This window comes from Verrucomicrobia bacterium S94, from assembly GCA_004299845.1.
Lineage (GTDB): Bacteria > Verrucomicrobiota > Kiritimatiellia > Kiritimatiellales > Pontiellaceae > Pontiella.
Window position 1 is genome coordinate 2,754,230 of the sequence record CP036201.1, and the last position, 12,605, is coordinate 2,766,834.

Sequence of the window (12,605 nt, forward strand, 5' to 3'; positions counted from 1 at the left end):
AAGAATGTTCAGCCTCCACATATAGGAAATAAACAGAATACAGAATTACGTCTACTGTTATAAAACAGAGAAAAAAGTCTCACTTATGACACTGTCCGGACGAAAACGCGCTCCTTAACAGGGTCCCCTCCCGGCATCTGATTTTCTCCGGCAGAATGTTTGTTTTTTCTTTTCGGATGTTCGGCGATTGATGCCCCGGCTCGCAGGCTGCATTTCTCCAGCAGATTTTTGTATTTTAAAATCAAGGCCTCCCCGTAATTTTGAGATACTCCGACTCGAAGTCTAGAGAGAACAATCAGCCTGCATGGCTTCAGCGAAAATGGAAACCAGGTCATATATTTCCGGCCACGAGAGCACCTGGAACATTACGCAAAAGCGCAAGTGGACCGGCTTCCGGCAGCGTATATTCCCGCCGGATGGCGTCTCTGCTTCCGAGGGTTTCTTTCATCTGAAAACCGGTTGCCTGCTTTCAGGAAATCAGCCATTTCCAAAAGATTTATTTAATCCGATTCAGCTAAGAAGCGATACCGAATTGCATGATATGATCAATTGCAGTATAGGTGAAGCTTAGGTCTGCATGAGAAAACAATTAACCCAGTTCATGTTCTCCATACTGCTTCTCGGAAGAGCTGTCGCCGCGCTCACTCCGGAAGCGGCTGAAAATGTGCCTTTTTATCACATTCCATCCACAATAAAATACGCCGACAGGGAAATCGAACGACTCAATAAGAACATACAGACAAAACCCCGGCTTGAAGACAGCATTCAGTTCAAAGCATTCGGATTTCACAGCGACTATCTCCCGGTTCTCTCCGAAATTCCGGATCAGCCCAGATGGACTTTGGATCTCACCTTCGAAACATACACCGGGATTGAGGAGCTTTTTCTGGTGCCAACCATGGAACGCAGAATCGGCCGAAACTACAATAAGAATGCTCCCTATGGTTTTCCAAGCCACTTCCGGGTTTCCCAGGTCTTTCCGGACGGGCGGATACAGCCTGTTTATGAACACAACGGAAAACCGCACCTATCCCGCATGCCTTTATTCATCGCCTTTCCTGAGCCACGTTCCTCATCGGTCCGACTTGAGATTTTCAAAGGCGCAGTAGAAGAGAACCGGGAGTTTTTTGCGCTCGAGGAGATCTATGCCACTTCATTTTCCTACATTCGTCGCGCTCAATCCGTTAAAGTCAGCTCCGCCATTGAATCTCCGCCGTTCTGGGGGTTGAATTATCTCTTTGACCAGCAAACCAACCTCGGCCAGCCACTGGGGCCTAAAAACCCGTCATTGTCCCCGAAACAGCAGAAAGATTTCTCCGCAAATTTCGGGCATACGCCTCCCGGCTGCGCTGAAATTGAAATCGATTTCGGAGAAAACCGGCCTTTCGGCTGGCTCATATTGTATCCCGCCCTCTGGCCCGAAGGCATCCTGATTCCAGGTTACGGATTCCCCGGGAAAATATCCGGCACAATAATTCCGGAAAACCAAGACGGATTGCGGGGATCCTCCTCTGAAATCGAAAACTGGACGGGAGGTTCCCCGGGCAACAATCCGGTACGCCTCCATGGAAAAGGCCATATCGGACGCTGGCTTAAGCTTAAACTCAGCGATTTCCCTCAGCATAACGGCGATTATATTTTTGCAATGGGAGAAATCAGAATGTACGGAAACGGCAGACTCTATCCCGTTTCCGGCATCCGACTTGAAGGATTCCCGAAAACAGAATTCGCAGATCATATGTTCGACGGTTATGTCGGAGGCCAGCCGGTTCTGTTTTTTAAAGACTGGTTTTTTAAAACCATAAACGGAAACACAGCAAGATATGAGAAACAGAAATGGGAGTATACCAGACAGGCACTTGAACAACGCCTGGACACACTGCTTCGATCCACCGCTATGTCAATCGCGGTTACCACAGTTATATCGCTTGGGATAAGCATAACCGTTATCCGGAAAAACCGTCGAAAAAAAATCATTGAACTGCGCCGGCAGATCAGTTCCGACCTTCATGATGATGTCGGCGCTCTGCTCGGGTGCAGTATGCTTGCAGCCCGCCACCTGGAAGAGACCCTTTCAAACGAAACGGATATCCTGAAAGTACGACGAATCATCGATTCAACCACAAAAGCCATTCAGGCCATGCGGGATATTGTCTGGGTAAGCAGCGACAATCAGGACTCCGCCCGGCAGCTTGCAGAAAAATTAGAAGAAACGCTGGAAATTTATTCCGGGAAATATGAGGTGTCCTGTAAACATGATCACCTGCTGAATCTGGCGGATTACCGCCTGCAGTTTTCCGAAAAACGGGATCTTCTCCTTTTCATCAAAGAAGCACTTCACAATATCGATAAACACGCCAATGCAACACGGATCAACCTTCAGATAACCGTTAAACAGAACCGTTTGAAAATCATTATAACCGATGACGGGTGCGGCTTCGATTTCAGACAGGCACCCGGACAGACCACCGGACAGGGACTAATCAGCATGCGGGAACGTGCAAATCACATGCGTGGCATCTTCACCATAAAAACCTCACCGGGAAACGGCACCGAAATAACACTGGAACTCCCCGTGAAAAAGAAGCCGTCTCCACTAAAACCAAGGGAAACCACAAATGAATCCAATTGAAAACACCGCCTCCGATGAACCTATTAAAATATGGATTGTAGAAGACCTCGATGACTATCGGGAGGACCTGGTCAGTTACTTTGAAACCACCCCGGAAATTGACTGCCGGGAAAACTTCCGCACTTTTGAAGCCGCAGAAAAAGCAGCCGAATGTTGTAGATACAGCCATTGGCCGGACGTAATTCTCATGGATATCCAGTTGCCGGGAAAAAACGGCATAGACGCCATTCCCGAACTTCAGCGACTGATTCCCGGAGTCGATATTATTATCCTGACTTCGTTCGGGGACAAACGCAGAATCTTCGATGCCATCTGTGCAGGTGCCTCCGGATATCTCCTTAAAACCGATGGACTTGCCGACATCGTAAAAGGCATTCAGGAAGTCCATGCCGGCGGTTCGCCTCTCAACAGCAATGTTGCGGCCATCGTCCTCACTATGTTTTCCCACTTTAAAAAACCGGAACCGGATACGGAACTCAAAGAAATTGAACTTGAGATTCTTAAACAGCTTGCAGATGGCTCGTATACCAAGGAAATTGCCGCCGCCCTGGATATGAAAACGCACCAGATCAATTACCACGTTCGGAATATTTACCGGAAACTGCACACCAATTCATTGAGCGGTGCTGTTGCACGGGCTCTGCGCCGGGGGCTCATCAGTTAATTCGCCTTCTGCCAGATGCGGACATAATCCACCCGCTTCAGCCAGCAATCGATTCCGCTGTCCTCCTTCCCCTTCAGAAAAGTCGGCCCATACATGCGGAACGCCGCTTTATCGTTCTCCCACACGAAATCATCCGCGCGTTCCGGAACATACCGGCAGAACGTGGCCGGAGCAAAGGTTGAAGCACAAGCCACAGACGAGAAGCTCATCATAAACAAAGCCACCAACGATAAAAGAGTTCGTTTTTTCATAGTCCCGTAATTTACTCCGCCGGCATTCAAGCACAACCGACCGATTCAACTTTTGCTGAAAATGTTCATATATAAACCGTTCAATAAGAATAATCCGACAAGCATCCTGTTCGAACTTAAGTGCATCTTCTGTAATAAGGCGGGAATTAGTCCGCAGAAATATAACTCCGAATGGCTTTGAGCCCCTTCACCGTTGAGAAACCGCCATTACAAAGAACTGTTAAAGCCTTGAACGTTTCAGCATCCTTTCCTTCATTTCCATCTTCTCCAACAAACAACACCACATTGGGCACGTCCATTAACCCTGCTTCCCTCTGACTTTCCATGGAATTCCATTTTTTCTACCCGAAAGGCTCCTGATTACCTGCTTTAGACGACTGAATTGCAGAGTTTTCCGTTGATCAGCCGCCGGTCCGGCTGCCGAAATTCCGGTTTTCACCGCTGTTTTCCGTATTCCCCATCTCAGTACACACTGGCGCCCAGCTGCTGCACTTGGAACAGGTTGCAGGCCGCGGATTGCCCTGATCGATCCGACAGCTCCCTTAACAGCCATACCGTGTTCTATCCGGCACCTTCGAGGAGACGTCGGGTCCGGGGAAATACCGGAAACTGAAACATCGAGAATCCGAAACCCGGTCCCTGATAATCAAAGTCCGCCGCCGCTGTTGTACTTTCTGTATTTCATAAGTATAGGCTCATCTTTGTATCAGGCCTGCAACGGCAGGTTTTTAGATGCGCCCAACAGATAAAAACAACTCCCATAATGAATAGTCCATAAGGACTATTATCAAAAACCTTAATTACTGATATATAATAACATATTTCATAAAATATGACATGCTTCATAATGCCGGGCTTCGTCATCAGAAACATGCCGCTACAGGAGGTTGCCTGAGTTGCTTTAATCAGATGAATAAGAATTGATAAAGAGAGTTTTACGCAGAATAACCCGATCAGGAAAGACCATGATAATATTGCGTATAACGCTTTTTTTACCAGCCGGTTATTAAACAGACAAAACAACCGAACAAAGAGGAAATAATGATGAATGGCAGAATACAGGGCGTGTACGCCCTTTTAATATCATTGGCACTTACTTCAGCCAGCAATGCCGCAACCTACTATCTTGATGCAGACGGCGGAAATGACAATAACACAGGAACATCGCAAAGCGCCGCCTGGAAATCGCTGGACAAAGCCGGTTCGCACACCTTCACTGCCGGAGATACACTGCTGCTTCAGCGGGGCGATACGTTCTGGGGAAAACTGGAGCTGAAGGACGACAGCGGTACGAGTTCAAGCCCTGTTACCATTGGCGCTTACGGTTCCGGCGACCGCCCTTTCATCGGGGCCTACAGCCGGTACTGCGGAATCTATATTTATAATTCCAGCCATATCTCTATCCGTGATATTGAGATTAAAGCGAACGGCGGCGATGCCATTGACGGAATGTCTAACTCCAAACGCTACGGGGTTTATATCGGAGGAAATTCCTCGAATATAACGATCGATAATCTCTACGTGCACGATATCTATCCGTATGAAGCGACGGAGAGTGAAGGGATAAATCCGACGACCTATATGGGAAATGCATTCGGACTGTTCGGAACATCCTCCGCACCATTAACAGATATCACGGTCAAAAACTGTCAGATCGATAATGTCGGATTTAAAGCCTTCGATATGAAATACGTCGACTCTTCAAAAGTGGTCTGGAATCAGATGGAAAACATCGGCGGACCGGCCATCGTCCCAAATACCTGTAATGATTTGATTGTACGGGGAAATGTGGTCGACGGTTCCGGCCAGTATACCGATCCGCGCATGCACGGTCGCGGCAGCGGAATCTGGCCGATATGGTGTGAAGATGTGCTGATCGAAAAGAATACTTTTATGCATGCACGCGGCAAATATGACTCATGCGGTGCACACATCGATATGGGCAATAAAAATGTGGTTATCCAATACAACCTGAGTATCGATAATGAAGGCGGTTTTGTCGAAATTCTCGGAGGGAATGAAAACTGCGCATACCGCTATAACATCAGCATCAATGATGGTGCCCGTATAAAAGGTGAAGACGGGGCTCTGGGCGACGGACACGTTATTGTTTTCAGCGGTCATTATTCCGGCGAGCGCACAGCCTCCCAGTACAGCTATGTCTACAACAATACCATCTACGTCAAAGAGGGTCAGCACTGTTCGTTTGGACTGGAAGCTCCGATGGGAACGGTGCTTGTCGCCAACAACCTTTTTTATATTGAAGGAGATGCCCTGGACGGAACGCCTAACTGGTATAAAGACTATGCAGCAGGTGCAGAGGATGGGGTATACTGGAAAAACAACGTATACCAACGGGCGGATATCTTCCCGACAGACTGGATCTTTTATGAAACGGATCCGGTTATCGGTGATCCGGAACTGGCGAATCCGGGCGGACTGACAGCGACCGATTATATTCCGGCAGCAGGTTCTCTGGTTACCGATCGCGGCATTACAATTACCAAGATTCCGGGAGATACAGTTGGACTAAACGTCGGCCTGGAAGTCAGCACAGATTATTTCGGCAATCCGATTGAAGGAGCTCCGGATGTGGGAGCGATAGAGGTCGGCACAACGTCGGTCCCCGTCGGAAGTACAGTTATCGTGAGCGCATCCGGCAACGGAATGAACGTCTGGGCCAACGGTGGAACAGGAGGAAGCTCGGAAAACTGGCCCTTGCAGGCCGCTTCAACCGGAACCGGCGATTGGGTCCGTTATACCGTTGTTGATGCAGGCGGCGGTTATATCGCTCTGAAGTCCAGTGCAAACGGGAAATACGTCTGTGCGGACAAAGGTCTGGACTCCTCTCATTGGCCGCTGGCTGCCAACCGCACAGAAATCGGAAACTGGGAAAAATTCATCTGGATAAATAACAGCGACGGCACTTTTTCTTTAAAATCCAAGGGCAGTGGCAAATATGTCTGTGCAGACAGAAACCTTGATGCCAATCGTTGGCCGCTGGTCGCAAACCGCACGGAAATCGGTTCGTGGGAAAAGTTTTACTGGATAGATCCCGCGCTGAGTCTGTGGGTAAAAAATTAATGTGTATGACTCCGGAAACTTCATGCTGAAAATTTTATGCGACTGATAGACAGCCATATGATTGCAGGCAGACAGCGACCGATTCCGGCACAAGAAAGTGTATGCATCGCCGGATTGAGTCCCTCGTATGGATATCATACACTTTCATCATGAAATTCAGACCCTGTATAGACCTGCATAACGGCAAAGTGAAACAGATCGTCGGCGGATCGCTGACCGATGACGCGGAACCGGAAACCAATTTTGTTTCGGAAAAACCGCCGGCGTGGTATGCCGAACTTTACAAAAAGGACGGACTCACCGGCGGCCACGTCATTAAACTCGGGAAAGGCAATGTCGATGCTGCGAAAGAGGCCCTGGCCGCATGGCCGGGCGGTCTGCAGATCGGTGGCGGTATTGCGGTCGATAATGCCGGACTGTGGATTGATGACGGAGCCTCCCATGTCATCGTTACCTCCTATCTTTTCCAGAAAGGACAGCTTGATCCGGCACGTCTTGATCAGCTGCAGGAAGCGGTCGGGGCTGATAAACTGGTCATCGACCTGAGCTGCCGGAAAAAGAATGGAAACTACTATGTGGTCACCGACCGCTGGCAGACTTTTACCGACTTCATCGTCAATGAACATTCATTGAAAACGCTGGGCAGACAATGTGCCGAATTTCTCATCCACGGCGTGGATGTGGAAGGTAAGCAGCAGGGCATGGATGAAGAGCTGATCAAACTGCTGGCCGATCACTGCCCCATTCCCTGCACCTATGCCGGCGGCGTGCGGAATTTTGATGATCTCGAAAAACTGGAGGAAGCAGGACAGGGTCGCATCGATGTCACCATCGGCTCGGCGCTCGATATTTTCGGAGGCCCCATGTCCTACGAAAAAGTCGTCAGCTTTTGCAGATAGGTTTCGGCCTCTGCAGAAAATTCTCCGGGAGCCCAGTGGGCGAATTCCTTATCGCTTTCCGGATTGTACGGTCCGGATTTAACTTCAAACAGAACCGTGTCAGGCTCGAGAGCCAGAAAACTGTGCCAGACACCGCCCTCGAAATCGATTCCCGGCATGGAGGAACCTGCACGGACTTCCTGTGCCTGAAGAATTTCACCCTCATTGCTGAAAACCAGACAGCGGATTGCTCCCTGCAGCACGATAATACTTTCCGCCCGGTCTCGGGCATGGCGGTGCGGTCGAATGTAGGTACCGGGCTGAACGGCATTCAGCATACGCTGCAGCAGTGCCTCCCCGGATTTATGCAACGGGAGGATCATCCGCTTTCGCGGACTGATCCGCGCTCCGTCCACCACCTTCCGGATCAGTTCCTGATTGATTCCGGTCACCGGTTGTTCCGGAGCATTCAGTGCCATATTGAATTGCGGCGTCCCCGACATTGCAACCTCCTTAAACAAACATAAAAAAGCCGCCTGTCCCGGAGAAACGGGAATAACAGGCGACTTTTCCGAAGCACGGAATCCTAGAAATCGTAGGACAGACCGGCCAGTACCGTAATATCGTTGTGTTCTGCGACTCCCGCATCCGGAAGATTGTCATACTCATCGCGCAGTTCAACAAATACAGACAGCGTTTCAAAGATCTGACTGCGCACACCGGTCACCAGCAGACCGTTGTTATCGGTATCAAACTCTTCCATGTTGGCGTTGTATTCGAGATTCAGATAGTAGCTTGCGGTTTCGGTAATGTTCCACAGATAGTTCAGCGCGGCACGGTATTCTCCGAACGTATCCTCCCCGGATGCTGTGCGTTCGTAGACATAGTTAAGACCGATGGAGGCATCGAGCTTCATATTGTCCTTATCGATGAAATAATAACCGACGTTCGGACCGACTTTGCCACGGAACCGGATACGTTTAATCGTGTCATTCAATGCTTCGGCAAATACACCGGCGAACATTTTCGAATCGCCGAATTTATGCCGGTACTCAGTCTGACCGCGCACCTGGCCTTCAGTCTGCTCTTTCGGCGTGGTCGGCGTTCCGGTTTTTCCGTATTCCGCATACAATGAGCCGATGACATCATTATGCTCTCCGTACCGCTCCCCTTTCAGATTCATAGTGAACAGCGATTTTTCCGTATTGCCGTCACGATAGGTGGCACCCAGCGACAGATTACGTTCCCACTTAACCGCAGGTTCGTCCGCAGACCCCGCCTCATCCTGAGCCAGGCCGGCTAACGGAGCGGCAAAAAGTGCTGCAAAAACAACTCCCTTAATCAGTTTCATATTACATCTCTCCTTAACGTGTTAATTTAGGAATATGAGTATAAATTAAGTATTTTCATTCCGCAATATCTATAAGGAAGAAGTCACCGCCTAAAAAATTCCCCGAAATACGCCTATTTTCCTGAGGGAAGCAGATAATCCATTCTGCGCCGGCTCTGTGATTTTTCATGCTGTACCCACGGGGCATTTTTAAATTCGGAGAGATCAAATGCCAGGCCTTTGGCATCCCGCAGCAGCACCACCGAATTCAGCATCAGATTGGCCTCAACCGGATCTGCGGTTTCCCGCAGCGCCTGCATGATCACCGGCACCGGATCGCCGACACCGGTCAGCCCCAGAAATTCCGCGGCGCGAACCCGAACCAGACCTTCCGGATCGGACGTGGCCAGCTCGCTCGCCTTATCACTGAAACCACCGGCCTTCCGGCCGAACGAACTGCAGACCACCAGCCCCCAGTACCGCTTCCAGGGATTAGAGGAATCCAGCGCCGCACGCAACGGTTCCCGGATTTCAGGAAACGGCCGCAGACTCAGATCCGCAATATCAACCAGCTCGGCAATTTCCTGCTGATGCTCCTGCCCGTACTGCACGGGGTTACCGGATCCTTCTTTCAGAAACTGCGATTCAGGAATAAAGCTGAGATCCGGCATGGACTTCACCTGCTCCCGCAGCAGCTCACGCAATTCAACCAGTTTGCTGTAATATTTCGGATCGCCCGCCAGGTTGTACAATTCATCCGGATCTTTGCTCAGATCATACAGGCATTCCGCCGGCCGCGGCTCAAAGAACCGGCTCTGGAGCGGATTCAGATCTCCGGCGAGATACAATTCCCGCCACTCTTTATAGGCCAGCATTTTATAGCGATAGAAATTATACAGACCGTCAAAATTGAAGGGTTGATAATTGCGCATATATTTAAAATCACCTTTGCGCACCGTGCGGACCAGATCATATTTTTCGTCAAAGCGGTCGGCGTAACCGAACGCCGTATCCCGCGCATTCAGCTCAGCAAGCGTTACCCCCTCCCCAAGAAACGGACGCCCGTCAATCTCCTCCGGAATCTTTACCCCGGCCAAATTCAGCACCGTCGCGGAAAGATCGACAAACTGCACAAATCCGCCGATACGGCTGCCGCGAGCGGCCGGAACCAGATGCGCCCAGTTTTTCGGCACATAAACGACCATCGGCACATGCAGTCCATTATTGTAAACATAACCCTTGCCCCGCGGCAGCACACCGCCGTGATCGCCATAATAGAAAATAAAGGTATCATCCAGCAGCTCGTCGTCCTCCAGCATCTGAATAAATTCCCCCATCTGCTCATCCAGTTTCATATGGTTGTCGAGGTAGCGGGCATAGGTGTAACGGAATGTTTCCGTGTCGGGATGATACGGATACAGCTTCACCTGTGCCGGATCCGTTTCGGTTTTCTGTGTCAGGTCTTTAAAATGGAGCTGGCCCTCATGGGTGATGTAATAATTCTGCACATGGAAAAAAGGCTGCCCGGCAGCACGCTTACGGTAACTCGCCTTGCCGGACGACTCATCCCAGACCCCCTCCTTCTCGGATGGAAGAAAGTTATAATCCTCTTTCGCGTTGTTTGAGGTGTAGTAACCGGCCTGCCGCAGATACCACGGAAACATCTTCAGATTTTCCGGCATCGGCACCGGTTTTTCGTTGCGGTGATACTGCACCCCCAGGCGCGGAGCATAACAACCGGAAATAATCGTGCTGCGAGCCACCGAACAGACCGGTGCACAGGAAAAAGCATGGTTGAAAACCAGCCCGTGTCTCGCAAGCTTTTCCACATTCGGCATCGCTGCGCCGTTGGGATTATAGAGCCGCAGCCAGTCAGCCGAATTGTCCTCGCTTACAAGCCATACTATATTCGGCCGATCCGTCTTCCCTAAGACCGAAACCGCCGCCAGCATCAATAATACAACCACCCGCCTCATCGTCACTCTCCTTCAAATCCCTAATTTTCACTATGCCTTAAAACACCGGATATGATACATACATCCGCTCGTGTTTGAGGCGCAATCAAACAAAAGAATAGATTTTATATTAACCAGGGAGCCACACATGAGCAATTATACGTATACTCCGACGTTCCAGCACAGCGGCGACAACACGCCCTACCGCCTGATTACCAAAGACGGCGTCCGCACCGAATCCTTCAACGGCAAAGAAGTTCTTATCGTTGAGCCCGAAGCCCTCGAACAACTCGCCTACGAAGCCTTCTGCGATGTCTCCTTCTACCTCCGCCCCGGCCATATGAAACAGGTCGCCGCCATTCTCGAGGACCCGGAAGCCAGCGAAAACGACATCTTCGTGGCCCGCTCCTTCCTCGAAAACTCAATTATTGCCGCACACGGCGAACTGCCCACCTGCCAGGATACCGGCACCGCCATCGTAACCGGCACCAAAGGCGGCTATGTCTGGACTGATTTCGACGAAAAAGAAGCCCTCTCCAAAGGCGTCTTCAAAGCCTATCAGGAACGCAACCTGCGCTATTCCCAGATTGCGCCCCTCTCCATGTTCGAAGAAAAAAACACCGGAAACAACCTGCCCGCACAGATCGACCTCTACGCCGGAAAAGGTGCCGAATACAACCTCACCTTCATCGCCAAAGGCGGCGGATCGGCCAACAAATCCTACCTCTACCAGAAAACCAAATCGCTGCTGAATGAAGAAACGCTGACCGAATTTCTCAAAGCCGAACTCTTCACCGTCGGCACCGCCGCCTGCCCGCCCTACCACTATGCAGTCGTCATCGGCGGCACTTCCGCCGAAGCCACCATGAAATATGTCAAAATGGCCTCCATCGGCGCCCTCGACGACCTGCCCACCTCCGGCGATGAAACCGGCCGCGCCTACCGCGACCTCGAATGGGAGGAAAAAGTACTCAAAATGGCACAGGACTCCAAAATCGGTGCCCAGTTCGGCGGAAAATATTTCTGCCACGACGTCCGCGTCATCCGCCTGCCCCGACACGCCGCCAGCTGCCCCGTCGGCATCGGCGTCTCCTGCTCGGCCGATCGCAACATCAAAGCCAAAATCACCAAAGACGGCGTATTCCTCGAACAGCTCGAATACGACCCGGCCATGTATGCCCCGGAAAATCTCGGTAAAGAAGCCGACACCGCACCGGTCATCGACCTCAACCGTCCGATGGAAGAAGTTCTCAAGGACCTTTCACAGTATCCGGTCCTCACCCGCCTGCGGCTCAACGGCACCCTGATTGTGGCACGCGACATCGCCCACGCCAAAATCAAGGAAAAGCTCGATGCCGGTGAACCGATGCCCGAATACTTCAAAAACCATCCGGTCTACTACGCCGGTCCGGCCAAAACCCCCGAAGGCAAACCCTCCGGCTCCTTCGGCCCCACCACCGCACAGCGCATGGACCCGTATGTCAAAGAATTCCAGTCGAAGGGCGGCTCCATGGTCATGCTCGCCAAAGGCAACCGCGCGCAGGAAGTCACCGACAGCTGTCAGGAACACGGAGGATTCTACCTCGGTTCCGTCGGCGGTCCCGCCGCCCTCCTCGCCGAGAAAAACATCAAAAAAGTCGAAATTGTCGATATGGAAGAACTCGGCATGGAAGCCGTCCGCAAAATCGAAGTCGAAGACTTCCCAGCCATCATCCTCGTCGACGACAAAGGCAACAACTTCTTCGCCGATATCCTGAAAGGGAAATAAGAATTCACGATAAAGGGCTGGTGTATTTCAGCGCCGGCCCTTT

11 protein-coding genes are annotated in these 12,605 nt (G+C 50.8%); 6 read left to right on the forward strand and 5 right to left on the reverse strand.

Annotation, left to right across the window (positions count from 1 at the left end; genetic code table 11):
* The first annotated feature begins 304 nt into the window (after nucleotides 1–304).
* Genes EGM51_12015 through EGM51_12025 form a run of 3 tightly spaced genes read left to right on the forward strand, consistent with a single transcriptional unit; the run spans nucleotide 305 to nucleotide 3,296 of the window.
* Nucleotides 305–571: a hypothetical protein gene (locus EGM51_12015; protein QBG48086.1), complete on the forward strand. Its 267-nt coding sequence runs from the start codon at nucleotides 305–307 to the stop codon at nucleotides 569–571.
* A gap of 6 nt (nucleotides 572–577) precedes the next feature.
* A complete protein-coding gene (locus tag EGM51_12020) occupies nucleotides 578–2,632 on the forward strand; it encodes a hypothetical protein (GenBank protein ID QBG48087.1) in 2,055 nt (684 codons plus the stop codon).
* On the forward strand, nucleotides 2,619–3,296 hold the full coding sequence (locus EGM51_12025) for a response regulator transcription factor (GenBank protein ID QBG48088.1): 678 nt from the start codon (nucleotides 2,619–2,621) through the stop codon (nucleotides 3,294–3,296). The genes EGM51_12020 and EGM51_12025 overlap by 14 nt, the downstream gene beginning before the upstream one ends.
* On the opposite strand, the gene EGM51_12030 is transcribed toward EGM51_12025, so the two are convergent.
* Together EGM51_12030 and EGM51_12035 are read right to left on the reverse strand one after the other, a co-directional pair.
* Entirely contained in the window at nucleotides 3,293–3,547 is a 255-nt protein-coding gene (locus tag EGM51_12030) for a DUF4861 domain-containing protein (protein QBG48089.1), read from the reverse strand. The genes EGM51_12025 and EGM51_12030 overlap by 4 nt on opposite strands.
* Before the next feature lie 146 nt (nucleotides 3,548–3,693).
* Nucleotides 3,694–3,873, reverse strand: coding sequence for a hypothetical protein (locus tag EGM51_12035; GenBank protein QBG48090.1), 180 nt, complete (start codon nucleotides 3,871–3,873; stop codon nucleotides 3,694–3,696).
* Nucleotides 3,874–4,588: 715 nt separating this feature from the next.
* Between EGM51_12035 and EGM51_12040 the strand changes: the two genes are divergently transcribed.
* Entirely contained in the window at nucleotides 4,589–6,631 is a 2,043-nt protein-coding gene (locus EGM51_12040; GenBank protein QBG48091.1) for a right-handed parallel beta-helix repeat-containing protein, read from the forward strand.
* 149 nt (nucleotides 6,632–6,780) lie between these two features.
* Nucleotides 6,781–7,530 carry a phosphoribosylformimino-5-aminoimidazole carboxamide ribotide isomerase gene (gene hisA / locus EGM51_12045; protein ID QBG48092.1) on the forward strand — a complete coding sequence of 250 codons (750 nt, stop codon included), beginning with the start codon at nucleotides 6,781–6,783 and terminating at the stop codon, nucleotides 7,528–7,530.
* Here the strand turns inward: hisA and EGM51_12050 are convergent.
* From EGM51_12050 to EGM51_12060, 3 genes are all read right to left on the reverse strand, one after another.
* On the reverse strand, nucleotides 7,500–8,012 hold the full coding sequence (locus EGM51_12050) for a cupin fold metalloprotein, WbuC family (GenBank protein QBG48093.1): 513 nt from the start codon (nucleotides 8,010–8,012) through the stop codon (nucleotides 7,500–7,502). The two genes, hisA and EGM51_12050, sit on opposite strands and share 31 nt — an antisense overlap.
* A gap of 83 nt (nucleotides 8,013–8,095) precedes the next feature.
* Entirely contained in the window at nucleotides 8,096–8,860 is a 765-nt protein-coding gene (locus tag EGM51_12055) for a DUF481 domain-containing protein (protein QBG48094.1), read from the reverse strand.
* Nucleotides 8,861–8,973: 113 nt separating this feature from the next.
* Nucleotides 8,974–10,815 (reverse strand): sulfatase, encoded by a 1,842-nt coding sequence (locus tag EGM51_12060; GenBank protein QBG48095.1) that lies wholly within the window; start codon nucleotides 10,813–10,815, stop codon nucleotides 8,974–8,976.
* 127 nt (nucleotides 10,816–10,942) lie between these two features.
* Here EGM51_12060 and EGM51_12065 point away from each other — a divergent pair, with 127 nt between their 5' ends.
* A complete protein-coding gene (locus EGM51_12065) occupies nucleotides 10,943–12,562 on the forward strand; it encodes a fumarate hydratase (protein QBG48096.1) in 1,620 nt (539 codons plus the stop codon).
* Nucleotides 12,563–12,605 lie beyond the last annotated feature (43 nt).